Source organism: Maribacter algae, assembly GCF_047345745.1.
In the GTDB taxonomy this organism is placed as follows: domain Bacteria; phylum Bacteroidota; class Bacteroidia; order Flavobacteriales; family Flavobacteriaceae; genus Maribacter.
Window position 1 is genome coordinate 244,881 of record NZ_JBLFES010000004.1, and the last position, 17,907, is coordinate 262,787.

General features: G+C 32.5%; 12 protein-coding genes. 8 read left to right on the forward strand and 4 right to left on the reverse strand.

Going from position 1 to position 17,907, the window contains the following annotated elements:
• The first annotated feature begins 186 nt into the window (after positions 1-186).
• On the forward strand, positions 187-927 hold the full coding sequence (locus tag ACKWBX_RS15695) for a tyrosine-protein phosphatase (protein ID WP_413969671.1): 741 nt from the start codon (positions 187-189) through the stop codon (positions 925-927).
• 9 nt (positions 928-936) lie between these two features.
• Here the strand turns inward: ACKWBX_RS15695 and ACKWBX_RS15700 are convergent, their stop codons facing one another.
• The 4 genes from ACKWBX_RS15700 to ACKWBX_RS15715 are packed head-to-tail and all read right to left on the reverse strand — an operon-like array spanning position 937 to position 7,205.
• Positions 937-3,306, reverse strand: a complete 2,370-nt coding sequence (locus ACKWBX_RS15700; RefSeq protein ID WP_413969672.1) for a GumC family protein — start codon at positions 3,304-3,306, stop codon at positions 937-939.
• A gap of 55 nt (positions 3,307-3,361) precedes the next feature.
• The gene (locus tag ACKWBX_RS15705; protein WP_413969673.1) at positions 3,362-4,138 is read right to left on the reverse strand and encodes a polysaccharide biosynthesis/export family protein; all 777 of its coding nucleotides are present in this window, start codon (positions 4,136-4,138) and stop codon (positions 3,362-3,364) included.
• A gap of 47 nt (positions 4,139-4,185) precedes the next feature.
• Positions 4,186-6,120: a polysaccharide biosynthesis protein gene (locus tag ACKWBX_RS15710; RefSeq protein ID WP_413969674.1), complete on the reverse strand. Its 1,935-nt coding sequence runs from the start codon at positions 6,118-6,120 to the stop codon at positions 4,186-4,188.
• Positions 6,117-7,205 carry a DegT/DnrJ/EryC1/StrS family aminotransferase gene (locus ACKWBX_RS15715; RefSeq protein WP_413969823.1) on the reverse strand — a complete coding sequence of 363 codons (1,089 nt, stop codon included), beginning with the start codon at positions 7,203-7,205 and terminating at the stop codon, positions 6,117-6,119. Before ACKWBX_RS15715 ends, ACKWBX_RS15710 begins: the two co-directional genes overlap by 4 nt.
• Before the next feature lie 568 nt (positions 7,206-7,773).
• On the opposite strand from ACKWBX_RS15715, the gene ACKWBX_RS15720 reads away from it, so the two are divergent.
• From ACKWBX_RS15720 to ACKWBX_RS15750, 7 genes are all read left to right on the forward strand, one after another.
• Positions 7,774-9,114 (forward strand): UDP-glucose dehydrogenase family protein, encoded by a 1,341-nt coding sequence (locus ACKWBX_RS15720; RefSeq protein WP_413969675.1) that lies wholly within the window; start codon positions 7,774-7,776, stop codon positions 9,112-9,114.
• A gap of 449 nt (positions 9,115-9,563) precedes the next feature.
• A complete protein-coding gene (locus tag ACKWBX_RS15725) occupies positions 9,564-11,561 on the forward strand; it encodes an Ig-like domain-containing protein (protein WP_413969676.1) in 1,998 nt (665 codons plus the stop codon).
• A 241-nt stretch (positions 11,562-11,802) separates the two neighbouring features.
• The gene (locus tag ACKWBX_RS15730) at positions 11,803-13,344 is read left to right on the forward strand and encodes a lipopolysaccharide biosynthesis protein (protein WP_413969677.1); all 1,542 of its coding nucleotides are present in this window, start codon (positions 11,803-11,805) and stop codon (positions 13,342-13,344) included.
• Positions 13,334-14,296, forward strand: a complete 963-nt coding sequence (locus ACKWBX_RS15735) for a glycosyltransferase family 2 protein (RefSeq protein ID WP_413969678.1) — start codon at positions 13,334-13,336, stop codon at positions 14,294-14,296. Before ACKWBX_RS15730 ends, ACKWBX_RS15735 begins: the two co-directional genes overlap by 11 nt.
• Positions 14,297-14,363: 67 nt before the next feature.
• Entirely contained in the window at positions 14,364-15,554 is a 1,191-nt protein-coding gene (locus ACKWBX_RS15740) for an O-antigen ligase family protein (RefSeq protein WP_413969679.1), read from the forward strand.
• Entirely contained in the window at positions 15,541-16,650 is a 1,110-nt protein-coding gene (locus ACKWBX_RS15745) for a glycosyltransferase family 4 protein (RefSeq protein WP_413969680.1), read from the forward strand. Before ACKWBX_RS15740 ends, ACKWBX_RS15745 begins: the two co-directional genes overlap by 14 nt.
• A gap of 81 nt (positions 16,651-16,731) precedes the next feature.
• Complete coding sequence (locus ACKWBX_RS15750) at positions 16,732-17,895, forward strand: glycosyltransferase (RefSeq protein ID WP_413969681.1); 1,164 nt, start codon at positions 16,732-16,734, stop codon at positions 17,893-17,895.
• Positions 17,896-17,907: the final 12 nt, after the last annotated feature.

Sequence of the window (17,907 nt, forward strand, 5' to 3'; positions counted from 1 at the left end):
AATATTAGAAGTACAACATATAAACTATTATACCACAGTAAGGGTATGAAGGATATTCTTAATCTTATTAAATACTTCTAATAGAATACTTGTCACATAAACTATCCGTTAAAACAATACTTATCCATAATCTGTCGTTTGAAAAATGAATTAACTATGAATCAATGACAAACACATTACTACTACATGTTTAATTTTTTTACAAAGAAAAATTATTTAGTTGATTATTTAGACGGGTTTGTAGACATCCATAATCACATATTACCTGGATTAGATGATGGTGCTAAAACCGTTGAAGATTCTATCTCACTACTAAAAGGTATGGGAGAATTTGGAATTACAAATTTTATATGTACTCCACATATTATGGATAACTATTATCCCAACGATATTGATACGATAAAATCTTCTTATAAAAAGCTTGAAAAAAGTTTACCGGAGAATAGCCTTGATGATGTAAAAATAGATTTTGCGGCAGAGCATATGATTGATTCTAATTTTGAGAATCTACTTGACCTAAATCAAATTATACCCTTGGCAAAAAGTTATATTCTTGTTGAAATGTCCTACTTACAGGCTTCTATTAACTTTGAAAGTTCATTAGAGAAAATAAAGGAAAAGGGACTTTTCCCTATTTTGGCTCATCCTGAGCGTTATGTTTTCTTACATACTTATTTTAACAAATACAATGTTATAAAAAATAAAGGAATCCTTTTTCAACTTAATCTACTCTCTTTGAGCGATTACTATGGAAAAGAGGTCAAGAAAATTGCGTTGAAATTATTGGATAAAGGATTAATAGATTTTGTTGCTTCCGATGTTCATAACCTGCAGCAAATTAATCATCTAAAGGAAATAAAACTAAACAAGCATGAACTAGATAGCATTGAACCGTTAATTGAAAAAACAAAATATAATTTCAGTTAGTTTCATAAATTAGAATTTCCACCATTTTTTGGTGTTTTTCCCATAACCATAGCCATATTTGCCTCCATATCCAAGATTATCATGCTTTACATCATTGACTACAAAAGATAAAGCGGGCAACTTACCTTCTTCATGAAGCTTAACCGGAAAATCTATAACTTTAGTCTCTGTATTACCAGCTCTTACCACGTACAATACATGGTCCGCATACTCTGTCAACAGCAAAGTATCCGTAACTACCATCAAAGGAGCTGTATCTACAATAATATAGTCATAAAGAGAACTTATCTCTTCAAATAGCGTTTTTACTCTCCCGTTCATTAGCAATTCAGATGGGTTTGGCGGTACTTTTCCGGAATAAATAATATCTATTGTATTTGTGTGAACCAACATGGGGTTAATTACATCCTTCGCCGATAAAGATTTGTTAAACAGATATTCAGTAAAACCTAAATCACCTTTGCTTTCTGATATATTAAGCTTATCAACATTTTTGCCTCCAAAAAAGGTGTGTAGCTTTGGATTTCTAATATCAGCCCCGATTAAAAGAATTTTCTTATCAGTACTCGCTAATATCATGGCCAAATTAGAAGAAACGAATGTTTTACCTTCTCCAGGTACAGTAGAAGTTACGTAAACTATATTTCCATTCCCTGATTTTTTTGATTTCAAAATATAATCAAGATTTGTACGTAAAATACGCATGGATTCAGACAAGGCAGACCTGTCATCTTTTTGTACAAGTAAACTTTCTTTTTTTCCAATGCTGGGAACTTCACCTATTACACTAAGATTGTTAACTAGTCCTTCCAATTGGGTCCTACTGTTTATCTTATTATCGAACATTTGTCCAGCATAAATAGCGGAAAAAGGAATTAGTAAACCTAAAATAACAGAAGCCAAGAAAATTATTTGCTTTTTTGGCTTAACCGGAGCCCTTTTAGCTAAATGAGCTTTATCAATTACTTTTGATTTGGGTGAACTAGATGCTAAGGTTATCTGGGACTCTTCTCTTTTCTGAAGCAAGTATAAAAATAAGGATTCAGTTGTTTGTTGTTGTCTTTCAATATCTCTTAACTGTCTTGAATTACTAGGAGCCGAGTAAATTTTAGTGTTGATTCTGGACAACTGACTAGATAAATTGTTCACTTGCATCCCAAGGTTTCTTTCCATGCCAGAGAGACTTGAACTAATACCTTCCTTTAAACTGTTTAACTGTTGATCCAAGTTTACAATAACCGGATTCTGTTCGTCAGCACTTTTTAAAAGTCTTTTTCGCTCCAAGACCAATTCATTATAGCGAGCTGTTGTATTGGCTATGCTCCCATCGTTCAAACCAACATTTGACGGTAATACTTCATAGCTATCTTCTTCAGCAAGATATTGATTCATCCCAGCTGCAATATTCAGCTGTGTCCTTGCATTCTCAAGCTCAGCCCTGTTAGAGGCACTTACGTTTAAGGCTATATTGGATTCACTTGCAATATCCGTTACCCCTTTCTGGGTCTTAAAATCTTCTGCACTTTGATCAACCGTATTTAATTCAAGAGATATTTCTTCTATTCTATCGTCAATAAAATTAGAAGTTCGGTCAGCGATTATTTTTTTATCCTCTATTGCATTTTGATTATACACATAAATCAATTTATCCAAAATGTTTATCGCTTTCTCTTTAATAGGATCTGTCAAGGATATGTCAATAATATTGGAGCCCTCCTCAGCTGAAACAACGATGACCTTTTTTTGATAAGTCTCTGCAACGGTAAAGATCGGGCGAATGTCAATTCTAATTTTTCGGTCAATATACTTTTCTAATAAAGAGAGATTAGGCGTTAAAACAATATCCCCTATCTCTGTTTTGATGTTCTTTCCGTAGGCATATATTTTTCTGGGGCTATCTTCTTCCAATCCATAACCAAAAGTATTGTCCGATTGTATATCTACAAAAAAAGTAAACTCAGAATTATTTATAATCGAGTCGTTTTCAATAAAATTGATATTAAAGGGCCTGTTATGATAAATCTCGGTGCTCTTAACATTACCTAGGACAGTATGTGTAATATTAAGTTTTAAATCTTGAACTACTTCTATAAAATTTCCCCTAGAATTAAGAATTTCAATTTCATCTTCTACCTTATTGGTTCCTGCTCCTAAAATATCCAAATCATTAAATGCAGATAGTTCTGAAGACGCATTTTTATCTTCTAGAATATGAATTTTGGCATTTGCTTCATATTCTGGAGTGGCATATCTGATGTATAGAAACGCAACGATCAGTCCCAAAAGAGCGAATATTATAAACCATTTCCAATGTTTGGTATAGGTCTTAACGATTTCCGAAATATCAGTTTGAGTACTTAAGCTTTGTTTTGATTCCATTTATTTTGAAATAAATTATTGAAAGTAAGGGCAGCAGATTATAACAACTATCTAATTATCTATTTCTAGAGATAAGAATAACAGTTGAAGTTATTAATAAGGATACTATAGAAACGTAAATTGATGCTCTATTATCCAATGAAGAAGACGTGATAGCCGATTTGTTTGGTTCAACATAAACCACATCATTCTGAGTAAGATAATAAACAGGAGAATTCAAAGCTTCCTTTTGAGTTAAATCTATTCTAGTATATATTTTTGAGCCATTGAAATCCCTTATGACTAATATATTGTCTCTAACCCCTCTTATTGTTAAATCCTTTGCAAGTCCCAAGGCTTCTAGAATGGTAATTTGTTCTCCATTGACCAAATAAGTGCCTGGCGAATTTACTTCGCCCAAAACCGTAATGGTAAAATTCTTAAGTCTTATGTTAATAATAGGGTCTTTAAGGTAAGGTTCAAGCTTGGATTTTAGTAATTGTCTAGTTTCCTCGGAAGATAGTCCTATGATTTTTACATTGCCCAAGACCGGAAAATTAATTTCGCCGTTTTTATCAATAATATAGTCCACCTGTTCTGGGGAAACGCCTCCCTCTTCCGCTCCTTTCAATAAGTTGAAAGGGATACTTGCTTCTGGATCTAATGTAGAAACATGAATACTTATAACGTCGTCTACCTTAAATTTTTGACTATACGAATTATCACTTATCAAAGTTTCATATGCGCTAGCATTTTGGAAATAAACCACATCTTTTTTAGATGCACAAGAGGTAATTAAAAGAAGTAATAATGCATAAAAGCTATTACGATAAGAATTTGTTTTCGTTAACATTATATTGTATTTAAAGTGTTTAGAATTTCTGCAAGAATAGTAAAAAACTAGGATTCTACTATTTTCAAATTATTGGTTTTTTTATCGTTCTCATTATTTTTCTTGTCCAATTCACAAAGTTCAGAGTTTTTGGAAATATATTCAGGTACGATTTCCTTCATCATTTTCACTGTATTTCCATTAAAGAACATATTTGTTATGCAAAGCTCTTCAATTTTAGACCTTGTTTTTATATAATCGATTTCTCTTACCTTACTGATTTTTATCTTATTATGGTATGTAGGCATGGTATTCTCGCCGTTGGCCAATAATTCTTCGTACAGTTTCTCTCCTGGACGAAGCCCTGTAATCTTAATATCAATATCTTCTGGATATCTTAGACCTGACAATTTTATCATGTTTTTGGCCAAATCATATATTTTGACGGATTCCCCCATGTCAAAAATAAAAATTTCACCTCCTTCACCCATAGATCCAGCCTCAAGAACAAGTTGTGAAGCCTCTGGAATGGTCATGAAGAACCTTGTAATGTCTTTATGTGTAAGTGTTAATGGACCTCCTTTTTCAATTTGTTTTCTAAATAGAGGTATGACCGAACCATTAGATCCAAGAACATTGCCAAATCTAGTAGTGATGAATTTTGTTCTTTTTTCTTGTTGCATACAGCTAATATACATTTCGGCAATTCTTTTACTGGCCCCCATAACATTTGTAGGGTTCACCGCCTTATCCGTGGATACCAACACGAATTTGTCCACTCCATGCAACAGGGATAAATCTGCCACTGTTTTGGTTCCGGCTATATTAATTTTGATAGCTTCATAGGAATTATATTCCATTAAGGGAACATGTTTATAAGCAGCGGCATGAAAAACAATATTGGGCCTATATTCTTCAAAAAGGGCATTAAGTTTATTTTTATCCCTAACATCTCCCACGATTGGGATAAAATTATGAAACCCATTTTGTTTTAATTCTTGTTGTAAATCATAGAGAGCGGATTCCGCTTGATCAAGTACAATAAGTGATTTATAAGAATATGTGCATATTTGCCTAACAATTTCACTACCAATAGAACCTGCACCACCGGTAACGATGATGGTTTTATTTAGCAGCTCCATGGCAATTTTACTATTCTTGATTTTAATAGGTGCCCTGTCCAATAAATCTTCTATCTGAACATTTTTAATTTGAGAGACTTTTAGCTCTCCGTTTATCCAATCTTCGATAGGAGGCACAATCTTAACGCTCACTGGAAAGTCTACAAGACCTTCCACCATAGTGCGAAGCTTTTTAGATTCTATATTTTGAATGGAAAAAATAATTTCTGAAATATGGTTCTTCTCTATAAAATTTCTATTTAAGGAATTCACACCATAAACTCTTACTCCATTTATACTTTTTCCAACTTTTTGTTCATCATTATCTATATAACCTACAACTTTTATATTACTTTTTGAGTGGCTGGTCAAAGCACTATGGGTCAATATTCCAGATTCTCCGGCACCATATATAAATACTCGCTTAGCACTTCTTATTTCACCTGAAAGGTTTTCATAAATGGCTTTAAAAATATATCTTGAAGAGGTCAATGCAACAAAACTAATCAAGCTATTAATAATAATAATACTTAGCGGAATCGTAAAGTTGTCCAAAAACAAAACCTGTCTATTGATCATAATCAGAAATATCATGATAATGCTTGATAAACATATGGCATTGAATAAATTATACACGTCCCTTACTCCCGTATGCCTAATTACTCCTTTATAGGAACCTACCGCTACAAACGAAAGTAAGGCACAAAAGACGATTACCGGTAATTGAACTAAAAGATTTTCAACTTCAAAATTAAGTGTAAGATTAAATCTTATAACGTAGGATAATATAAAAGATAGGCCTACCGTGACTAAGTCAATAGCAAGAACCAACCATTTTGATGCGTATTTCTGAGCATTATAGCTTAAGTATTTCCGTATCATTTTATAATATTTTTTATTATACTGACAACTCTTAATAAATCCTCTTTAGTGAGGTTAGAACCACTTGGCAGACAAAGACCTCTATTAAACAAATCTTCCGAAGTGCCGTCAGAGTAATTTAACCTATCTTTAAATATAGGTTGTAAATGCATGGGTTTCCACAGAGGTCTTGATTCAATATTCTCTGCTTGCAATTCAAGTCGTATTTTTTCCCTAATTTCAAAAGAAGGGGTAAGAATGCAGGACAACCATCTGTTTGAATACGTTTGAGCGGGTTCTTGTAAGAATTTTATTCCCGGTAAATCCCCTAAACTATCCTTATAAAAACTATAGTTAGACCTTCTGGCATCTACCCGCTCCTGAAGAACTTCCATTTGCCCTCTTCCTATACCAGCCAATACATTACTCATCCTATAATTATATCCGATTTTGGAATGTTGGTAATGTGGGGCGTTATCTCTGGCCTGCGTAGAAAGGTGAATGGCTTGTGCAATGTGATCTTTGTTTTTCGATAATAAAGCCCCGCCACCAGAAGTAGTGATTATTTTATTGCCATTAAATGAAAGTATGGATATCGCTGCAAGGCTACCACACTTTTCGCCTTTATAAATACTACCTAGAGCTTCAGCACTATCCTCTATTACGGGTATGTCGTACTTTTCGGCTATTTGATTGATTTCATCTACCTGGTATGGCATCCCATATAAATGAACCGCAATAATTGCCTTTGGTTTCTTATAGTGTTTTATTCTATGCTCAATAGCATCCTCTAACAATTTAGGAGACATATTCCAAGTATAGCTTTCGCTATCTATGAAAACAGGTTCGGCACCAAGATAAACTATTGGATTTGCAGATGCCGAGAAGGTAAAGCTTTGACATAAAACTTCATCACCTTTCCCTACACCAAGAATTTGAAGTGCTAGATGAATTGCACCCGTTCCAGAACTTAGCGCGGCTGCATGAACGTTAGATTGGATAAAACTTTCAATATCACTTTCAAATCCATTTACATTCGGCCCTAAAGGGGCAATCCAATTAGATTCAAAAGCATCGTTTACATAGCCTCTTTCAGTACCTCCCATGTGGGGAGACGAAAGCCATATTTTACTTTGCGTGGTTGTTTTCAAACTAAATAGGTTATTCAGATTTATGTACGGCCAAAAATTAAATTTAGCCTATCGGGTCAGGTACAAATGTAAGTTTATTCAATTTAAGCTAATAATATAGAAAGGTTATTTCGCTAAAACCTTTAAAAAAATCGGTTTAGGACATACTTCAAGATATTCAACTAAAAATATAGCTCTTGTTGAAACTATTAATGCTTTAATCAAAAAGGAAAACAAATCCGTATCTGTAATGTTTTAGGTATTCACATATATAATAACACACTTACCTCTATTCTTTCACAGTGTTCTGCTATGCGATATGTCATTTTAAATTTATTGCCCATAAGCTTATCTTCAAACTTATAAATTCATATTTTTCCTGTATTTAAAAGAGAACAACTGTAATTTAACGATAAACATTCCCTGATTTTATAGAAAACGCTTTCTTTTGCACTTTTCAAACAAAAACCATTAACTAATTGCAAATTTAATATCCAATACTAAAATTCTAAATTTGCATAATATAGTATAAAATTAAAATTAGATGAATTTAACCGTAATTGGAACAGGATATGTAGGCCTAGTCAGTGGTACCTGTTTTGCTGAAATGGGTAATTATGTTACCTGTATTGATATAGACAATGCCAAAATCGAAAAATTGGAGCAGGGAATCATTCCTATATATGAACCGGGCCTAGAGGCTATGGTCAAAAGGAATACAGCAAACGGAACATTACATTTTAGCACCAAACTTTCAGAAAACTTGGATAAGTGTGATATCGCCTTTATTGCAGTGGGCACACCAATGGGAGATGACGGTTCGGCAGATTTACAATATGTATTGAAAGTGGCTCAAGAAATTGGGCAAAACATGACTAGCCCCCTTATCATTGTTGATAAATCTACGGTTCCGGTAGGCACAGCGGACAAAGTAAGGGCCACGATAACAAAAGAGCTTGAGAAAAGAAAACTTTCCATAGAATTTCATGTGGTATCCAATCCCGAATTTTTAAAAGAAGGCGATGCCATCAATGATTTTATGAAACCGGATAGAGTGGTTATCGGATCGGACGATGATGAGGCAACGGAAATGATGAGAACGCTCTATTCTCCTTTTTTTAGAAGCAGCCAGGATAGGTTGATTACTATGGATGTAAAATCTGCGGAAATGACCAAGTATGTAGCAAATGCTATGCTCGCTACCAAAATATCCTTTATGAATGAAATTGCCAATATTTGTGAACTGGTTGGGGCGGATGTGAACAAGGTAAGGATAGGAATAGGTTCGGATAGTAGAATAGGTTATAGTTTTATATATCCCGGTAGTGGTTATGGTGGTTCTTGCTTTCCTAAAGATGTCAAGGCATTGAAAAAGACTGCGCAAGAGAATGGTTATGATGCACGCTTAATAGGATCGGTAGAGGATGTGAACAATGACCAAAAGTTTGTCATTGCCCAAAAAGTGGTAAAACGGTTTGGAGAAAATCTTAAAGGGTTGACCTTTTCTATTTGGGGGCTGGCCTTTAAACCAGAAACGGATGATATGCGGGAAGCTCCGGCTATCTATATCATCAAAGATTTGATAGCACGGGGAGCTACTATCAATGCTTATGACCCTAAAGCTATGGATGAGGCCAAGCATTTTTATCTAAAGGACGTTCCCAATATCACTTACTTCAATTCCAAATACGAGACCTTGGTAAATTCGGATGCCGTAATACTATTAACGGAATGGAAAGAGTTTAGATCTCCAGACTTTAACGAATTGCAAAAACAATTAAAACAACCTGTATTTTTTGACGGTAGAAATCAGTTCAAAGATGAACGTATGAAAAAATTAGGGTTTGAATATTTCCAAATTGGGAAAAAGTCTACTTTCGAATAAGTTTTATCAATATTATTCTTACTTTCTCACTGAACTCATTCATTATAAAGGCCGGTTTATAAAATACCGGCCTTTTTGGTTTTTATATTCAACATTTTAAAACAAAATATAAATAGAAGTTTTGAAAGAGGAAAAGCATACCAATATTGAACTGTTTTAGAGTTTGTCTAAAAATAATCTTACTAAGTTCTTGGGGTGCAACATTGTTAATGAAAAATATAATTATTTTATCTGCACTTAATAATCATACTATTAAAAAACATAAAGAAACGTTAAAAAAACAAGCGGTTCATCGAAAAGAGAGTTAGCCAAAAAACAAATACACCAACTTAAACGTATTGGTATAGTGTTTAGGTGCATTTCATCGAAAAAAAATGAAATACAACGATGATTTACATCACTGATGATATTTTTGAACCCCAAATAAATTAAACTTAACGTTTGCTTTTATGAAACTTGACCTACCCAACTTCTTTACCATGGTATATCTATGCTTTTTCTTAACCATCTTTTCATCTTGCAGTAAAGATTCTGACCTACTGACTGACTATGTTATCAATGATTCCGAAACTATTTCAGGAATTTCCAGATATGTAGTAGACGATACCTATTATGTCAACTTTAATAACAGTATGGTACTGGATGTTCTTGAAAATGATTCGTTTCCAAACAATAGCGAAGTAATTATTACAGAGACCTCTGACCCTAATAATGGTACGGTCGTTATCAATGCAGACAACACCCTAACGTATACTCCCGGCGAAAACTCGGAAGAAGAAACAGAAGGCGATACGTTCACTTATACAGCGGAAGAAACGACAGAGGAAGGTGAGGTCGTTGTGGAGGAAGGTTCGGTCACCTTAGCTGATTTAGATAAGAAGTTGCCCACCTCAGGAGATAACATCTATTATGCAACAGTATCTGGTAGAGCTTCCAGCGATGGTAAAACCGAAGAAACGGCATGGGATTTAGTACATGCTTTCAAAACTGCAAAAGCTGGGGACATTGTTCATGTAAAGGCTGGGGAATACAAGGATTTAAAAATTTTTACTTCAAGAAGCGGCACTTCTAACAGTCCAATTAAATTTATTGGATACAAAAATAAACCTGGAGATGTAGTATCAACTATTTTTTCAACTTACACAAAAAATGATTTTGACCAAGATAATTCAGTATTAAAAGGAGATAGTATGCCTCTTTTAACCAACAATAGGGGATCGAATAAAGACCCTGATCCGGAAGATAGAGCTTTTAACATTGATCATAGTTTTATACATATCGAAAATTTTATGACTCAGTATTATGACTATGGTTATGATATCGATACGCGAACCACGGGAAATGTACTTATCAATTTCGTAGCAAATGAAATGGGAAACTGGAACCCTTCAAATTCTGGATGGAATCAAAGTTTTGCCCTACCAGATTCTCAGGGAGGTAATCTAAGTGGGTTTGGTATTAGAGCCAAATCATCTGAAAACTTATTAGTAAAAAATGTAATCACTTTTAATGCCGGCCACGCAAATGTAGATTTTATAAGTTGTAATAATGTTGTATATGAAAATGCTAAATGTTATGCGACAAAAAGAGGCAATAGTACAGACTATATGACAATTTTCTATGGAACTTCAAATTCTAAAGTGAAAAATTATGAAGCCTACAGGGTTTCTGGTCTTCCACATGCGAATAGGGCTTTAGTTTTAATATGTAACTCAAGTAACAATGTCATAGAAGATGTGTATACAGAGAATTTAAGAATGGTTGTCCATATTAATTCTAATAACAATATTTTTAGAAATATCACGTCCCAAGGCAGCGGAAATCCTTTTGAAGCAGAATTTTCAATCAGTACAAATTCAAACAATAACATAATCTACAACTTCAAGGCAGATAATAGTGGAGGTATTAACTTTAGAGGCGGGGATAACCAATGTGGTGGATCAAAAAGCACGGGGACAGGAAATAACAACTTTTTTATAAACCCTGTAATAACCAATGTAATTCCTTGGCACGAGGCTGCTATTGATTTTGGTTTTCAATCAGCTGGTAACGGGAGTGCTGGGAAGAATTATATAATTGGAGGCACATTTGATAATGCCCCGAACTTAATAAAAGTCGATAGACCAAATGAAATGTTATTTTTAGTCAACTGTACATTTAGTAATATCTCTAAGGGTTTCATGGGATCAAGGGACAATGAAGGTTTTGTCCCAAAGGTTACCTATGATCACGTCAATTTTTACAATATTCCTTTTTCTTTACCATCAGGAACCAGTATTACATCATTAAACCCGAATTTTAATGATGATAAATCGTTGAAGAATTCAAGTGGCCTTGTTGATAAAGGTACTGATGCCACAAAATATTTTAAAGATTCAAAGCTAGATTTTAATGGTATAGTACGTGGAAAAGGTGATGGATGGGATATTGGTGCGTTTGAGCATTAATTTAAATCTCTATAAAGAAAAAGCTTTCGAAAAATCAGATTTTTCGAAAGCTTTTTTTTTATGATTACATAACTACTAAAGAGCAAAAGAAAATGATAATTGACTTATTTGGACTAAATTTTAGGTATCTACATCCAAAATTGACCGTAAGTAGACATAAAACGAATTATAGGGATTATTTTAGCAACGAATTAAACAATTCATTCTCAATTTATATACATCCAAACAGATCTATATTTAAATGTCTAGAGTAGAAAAAGCATTGAAGAACGCTAAAGTTAGTGTACTATTTTATTTACTGGCGACATTTACAGCTTTTTTTACAAGAAAGATTTTTTTAAACTATTTAGGGGATGATTTTATGGGGCTCACAGGAACCCTAAAAAGTATTCTCGGCTTTTTGAACTTAGCTGAATTAGGTATAGGGACAGCAATAGGCTTTACTCTATATAAGCCATTATTTGATAACAACGAAAATGAGATTAAACGTTTAGTAAATTTAATTGGTTATTTATATAAGAGATTAGGCTTTATTATTATTGGAGCTGGGATTATAGTTTCGCTTTTTTTTCCATTGATATTTGAGAATCAGTCTATAGATAAGAAAATAATATATATTGGATTTTACTCTTACTTGATATCGGCCGGTTTTGGTTTCTTTATAAATTATTCACAAGTAGTTCTTCAATCAGATCAGAAAGGTTATGTAATTACCTCTATATTTCAAAGTTTCAATATAAGTCGTCAAATCGTACAGGCTCTCATAGCATTTTATCTAAAGGATTTTGTTTTATGGTTGATTATGGAGTTGGTTTTTTCACTTCTCAATAGTTATTACATTAATAAGAAAGTCAAAAAAACATATCCGTTTTTAAATGGCAAAGTAAACCTAAGTACCAGTATCCGAAATGAATATCCTACGGTTATAAAAAAAATCAAACAGGTTTTTGTACATCGAATTTCTTCGTTTGTCACTTCCGGTACGGATCAGATATTGATTTATGCCTTAGTTAATTTGAAAAGTGTTGCTTTTTTTGGCAACTATTCTATGATTTTTACTCAAGTCTCTACTCTAATTAATACGATTTTCTCAGGAATTGGTTCAGGTATTGGCAATTTAGTAGCAGAGAATGATGCTAAAAAGATAAATGATGTATTTTGGGAAATGATGGGTATTAGATTCTTTTTAACCGGAGTTTTCGTAATTAACTTATTCTTTTTAATTAATCCTTTAATAACTGTTTGGTTAGGTTCAGAATATATTTTGAGTGATTTATTCGTTTATTTAATGCTTTTTAATTTGGCCATGCAAATAATTCGACTTCCTATTGACAATTATGTAACCGCATATGGCCTATATCAGGACACATGGGCCCCTATAGCCCAAATGTCCATAAATCTAGGTGTCTCTATATTTTTTGGAATCAAAATGGGAATCTCTGGCATTATGCTGGGAACAAGCATTAGTATGTTTCTAATTATTTTCCTTTGGAAACCATATTTTCTTTTTAAAAAAGGATTTAACCAAAAAGCTTCTATAAAATTCTGGCCTAAGTTTCTAGTTATGTTACTCTCATTTACGCTCTCATTTATTGCCACTTATATCATAGTAAATAAATTTATTGAAATTAAATATCTAACACTCTTTGAAATAGGTTGGTCCGCCATTAAAATCAATCTTGTTCTTTTACCTTTTTTAAGCCTTATTTTTTATTCATTAAATGAAGGGTTTAGAAAATTCTCTTCTCGAATTTTAATTATGTTAAGAAAATATGCTCCATAAAATAAGTGTAATAGTTCCTGTATACAATGCCCAAAAATATTTAGCCAGATGTTTGGAAAGCATAAAAAATCAGACGTATGAAAATATAGAGGTTCTTCTTATTAATGATGGATCCACAGATTCTAGTGGTGAAATCTGCGATAAGTTCTATCAAAATGATGAAAGATTTCAAGTTTTTCACAAAAGAAATGAAGGAACAAGTAGTGCTAGAAACAAAGGATTAGAATATGCTTCCGGTAATTATATAATCTTTATAGATTGCGATGATTACATCAAACCCAATATGTTTATTGAACTAATAAACTGTGCGTTGAACGAAGATTTAGAATTGGTAACATGCCAATATATTACTACAAGAGATGAAGTTGTAGGCTTAAAGTCAATAAAGACCAACCAGAATAAAAGCGCTGTAGAGGATTTTTTAGAGGGTATGAAGTATAATCCTCATGGGGTTTTTAATGTTTGGAATAAATTAATTTCTTCTAGTTTGGCCAAAAGTGACCTTTTTATTCATGGAAAGATTCATCAAGATGCGCTATACATATCCAACTTGCTCGGAAGAATTGATGAGATAGGGGTCATAAAAAAACCACTATACATTTATAATGTTGAAAATGAAAGCGTTACAAGAAGCAATTATACACTTAAAAGGGTGGAAGGAATAGAAGTTGTTCTACGTGCTCATTCTAATCTAGCTAAAATAGCACGCACCGAAGAATCCAAAGAAGCTATTCGTGTCTGGTTTACTGAATTTTTATTTGGTCATTATAGCCAACTGGCAACTAATCGGCAATTTGACAAAACTGGTAAATTAAAGAAAACTCTTATTTCCCTTATCAAATTAAATCATAAGAAAGGCACAAAAGACTTAAGATATGTTATAGCTATATTTACCCCTCCAAGTATATTTGGATTATTTCATTCCTTATATCTGAAATTCAAAAACTCATGATATGTGTACTTTAAAAATGAGAGCAAATAATTGTCAAAAAATAGCGTTGAATATATAAATCATGATATTGAAACAATACCAAAGAGGCAATTTTCTTATAGGTTCGTTCCTGATAATAACTATCGTATTCTATTACGCTGGTTTGCATCTTGATTTGCAAGAATTAGGGTTCACTATATTATTTCCTAGCTTATTTCTATTAGCATTAGCTTTGGACATAAAGACAATAGCCATAAATAGTAAGGAAATTACAATCTACTTATTATTTTTAATTTTATCAATGGTGTCTATATTTTATGAAAATATTGTAGTAGATCAGTTTTTATTTTCAACTCCTAAAATATTAGCCTCCTTTATGGCCGCTTATGTGGCTGTAGCACTTAATAAGAATAATAAAAACTATGAAGATTTTTTTCATTATGGCTATTTACTAATTTTATTTTTTATAATCTTCTTTGAATATTTATTGGGGAACTTCAATATTCTTGAATTTTACAAGCCACAGGTATCAAGGGGAGTTTTTCTCTACAACGCAAACTATTATTCATATATAAGCTTGTTTGCCAATTTTTCTATTTTCAGACTTTATCTTAAATACCCAAATAAATTGACTGTTTTTGGTTGTTTTATTTTGCCTATACTAGCTTTGGCCATGTCTTTTACCACACAATCTAGATCAGGTTTGCTCTTCGTTATATTAATTAATATTGCTTTTTGGTTTTGGGTAAATACATTGAAAAAAAATGTCCATCCCCTGAAAAAATTATTCAGGAAAGTAATATTAGTAGTCGGCGCACTTTTTTTCTCAATTCAATTTTTTAATTTTTATAGTCAGTCAAGTATTCAAGAAAGAGCAACTCAAGATGGAGGTAGGGGGTATTTATTCAAAAGAGGATTGGAAGTATTTGCGGAGTACCCATTTACAGGAGTTGGGACTGGTAATTTTATTTATTACAATAAAGGAGGTTTATTTACTCATAGTTCTTATTCAGAAGCTTTGGCAGAACACGGACTTTTTATTGGAGGTTTAATGATATTAGTTTTTGTACTACCACTAATAAAATCTTTTAAATTATACTGGGAAAACAAAACAAATACAGAAGTTAAGTTAAGTCTCCTATTTTTCGCAACCTTTTTAATTTACAACAACGTTTATGTTTTTTATAAAGCAAGTTTTGCAATGATGTATTTTTTCCTAATGATAGGTATTCATTATCAAATTGAAAGTAGAATAAAAAAATTGGATGGAGGACAATAAAAAACCTAACATAGCTTTTTTACTAGGCAGTACAAGTTCTAATGGTGGAATTGAACGTGTAACATCCATCATTGCACATCACCTAATAGAAGAAAAAATTGCACATATACATGCTATAGGATTTCATCCAAGAGCTACCAAAAGATATTATGAATGGAATCAAAGTGTTTCATTTTTCGATTTGTTGTCAGAAAAAAAGACGATGAAATCAGGTATTCTTGAAGCTAGAAAAAGGCTTAGACAATACCTTAGAGAAAATAATATTGATATTCTAATTTCTTGTGGCCATATTTATTGTCTTCTTGGGTTTTTATCAACCTTTGGATTAAAAACCAAGTTTATCTATTGGTCCCACTCAAGTTTGTTTGGCGCAGAAAAAAACAACTTTAAAAAAGTTAACGAACATATAGGAGCCCTTTTCTCAAATACATTGATTACGTTAACAAAAACGGATGAAAAAAATTACAGGAAAAATACTTTCGCTAAAAATGTCGTTCAAATATATAATCCAATTGATGAAAAATTATTGGACGAGAAAATCGAGTATAGGAAAACTTCAAAAAAGATTATTAGTGTTGGTAGATTAACATATCAAAAACAATTTCACACTAATCTTATTGATGTTGCGAATAGGGTTCTAAAAGCCAATCCAGAATTCACATGGCATATTTATGGGAAAGGGGAGTTAGAGGCTGAGATAATTGAACGGATTAAATTTCTAGGACTAGAAGATAGAATTATCCTTGAAGGAAATGTAAATAATCTATATGAACTCTACCGTGAATACGCTATGATGGTCATGACATCCGCTTACGAAGGGTTTCCTATGACACTTTTAGAGGGTATGGCATGCAAATTACCCCTAATTAGCTTTGACATACCGACAGGTCCAAATGAAATAATTGTAAATGGTAAAAACGGGTTTTTGATACCAGCTTTTGATTGTGATGAAATGGCAAAGAAAACCGAAATATTAATTCTTGATGAAAACTTAAGAACTAACTTTTCAGAAACACAAAGTTCAATGATAAATGAATTTCAAATGAATCCTATAATTAATAAATGGAAGGAATTGATAAACAATCTAACTAATTAAGTTAGTGTAAAATTATCTGATGAATAGGCCGATATTCCAAAATTGATTTTAACATCTGAAAATACTTTCTCGCTTTAAATTATGAAAAAAAAAGTATTGGTTATTAGTAATATTGCGCCATTATATAGAAATATCTTATGGCAAAAATTATTGGATAACATAAAATACGATTTTCATTTTCTATTTGGCAAAGATTCAAACTCAGGCATAAAACAAATTAATACTGAAAGTGAAGAATTCGCAACGTCTTATTCGGATAGAATACATATTTTAAGAAATAAGTATTACAAGGGAAAAGTGCTTTTTTGGCAAAGTAATCTAATTACCAATCCTTTATTTTCTTCTGCTGATTATGCTATAATCACTGCAGATTTTTGGGTACTTACTAATTGGATTTCTGCAATTATTCTGAGGATAAGAGGCGTAAAAGTTATTTTTTGGAGTCATGGTTTCTATGGTAACGAAGCTTTTTTGAAAAAACAGTTGAGGCTTATTTTTTTTAAGCTAGCAAATAAGCATTTGCTCTACGAAAGGCGTGGCAAAAAATTAATGGTCGCAAAGGGGTTTAATGAAAAAAACCTTCATGTCATATTTAATTCATTAGATTATGGAAATAGCCTAAAATTTAGAAAGAATATTAAAGATTTTTCAAAAAGGTCAATTTATCCCTTTTTTTCAGATGTAAATGCTGCAACACTAATATTCATTGGGCGATTGACAAAAATAAAAAAGCTAGACTTATTAATAAATAGTGTAGCGCATTTGGTAAAAGAAGGTAGGAATCTTAATTTATTAATTATCGGGAACGGAAATGAAATTGATAATTTAAAAAACCTTGTAAGCATCAGAAAAATTAATAACCACTGCCATTTTTACGGACCCTGTTATTCAGAACAAATGTTATCACGTCTTATTTCCAGTGCAGACTTGTGCGTTAGTCCTGGAAATGTTGGACTCACGGCAATACATTGTTTAAGCTATGGTACGCCGGTCCTTACACATGGTAATTTATCCAATCAAATGCCAGAAGCAGAAGCAATAGAAGAAGGTTATAACGGTTTGTTTTTTGAAGAAGATAATATGGATAGTATGGTTGAAAGTTTAAGACAATGGCTTTTCGAAAATCAACTATCGAGAGAACAAATAAGAAATAATTGCTATAATATAATAGATAAATTTTACAATCCTCGTTATCAAATGATGGTGATAGAAAATTTATTGAATGGAAACGCGCCTTTAGTTTAATCCTCGATATTA

Coding starts and splice junctions, on each gene's coding strand:
- ACKWBX_RS15725 (WP_413969676.1), top strand. CDS start 9,564: ATGAAACTTGACCTACCCAACTTCTTTACCATGGTATATCTATGCTTT.
- ACKWBX_RS15730 (WP_413969677.1), top strand. CDS start 11,803: ATGTCTAGAGTAGAAAAAGCATTGAAGAACGCTAAAGTTAGTGTACTA.
- ACKWBX_RS15695 (WP_413969671.1), top strand. CDS start 187: ATGTTTAATTTTTTTACAAAGAAAAATTATTTAGTTGATTATTTAGAC.
- ACKWBX_RS15710 (WP_413969674.1), bottom strand. CDS start 6,120: ATGATACGGAAATACTTAAGCTATAATGCTCAGAAATACGCATCAAAA.
- ACKWBX_RS15720 (WP_413969675.1), top strand. CDS start 7,774: ATGAATTTAACCGTAATTGGAACAGGATATGTAGGCCTAGTCAGTGGT.
- ACKWBX_RS15700 (WP_413969672.1), bottom strand. CDS start 3,306: ATGGAATCAAAACAAAGCTTAAGTACTCAAACTGATATTTCGGAAATC.
- ACKWBX_RS15705 (WP_413969673.1), bottom strand. CDS start 4,138: ATGTTAACGAAAACAAATTCTTATCGTAATAGCTTTTATGCATTATTA.
- ACKWBX_RS15750 (WP_413969681.1), top strand. CDS start 16,732: ATGAAAAAAAAAGTATTGGTTATTAGTAATATTGCGCCATTATATAGA.
- ACKWBX_RS15715 (WP_413969823.1), bottom strand. CDS start 7,205: ATGGGAGGTACTGAAAGAGGCTATGTAAACGATGCTTTTGAATCTAAT.
- ACKWBX_RS15745 (WP_413969680.1), top strand. CDS start 15,541: ATGGAGGACAATAAAAAACCTAACATAGCTTTTTTACTAGGCAGTACA.
- ACKWBX_RS15735 (WP_413969678.1), top strand. CDS start 13,334: ATGCTCCATAAAATAAGTGTAATAGTTCCTGTATACAATGCCCAAAAA.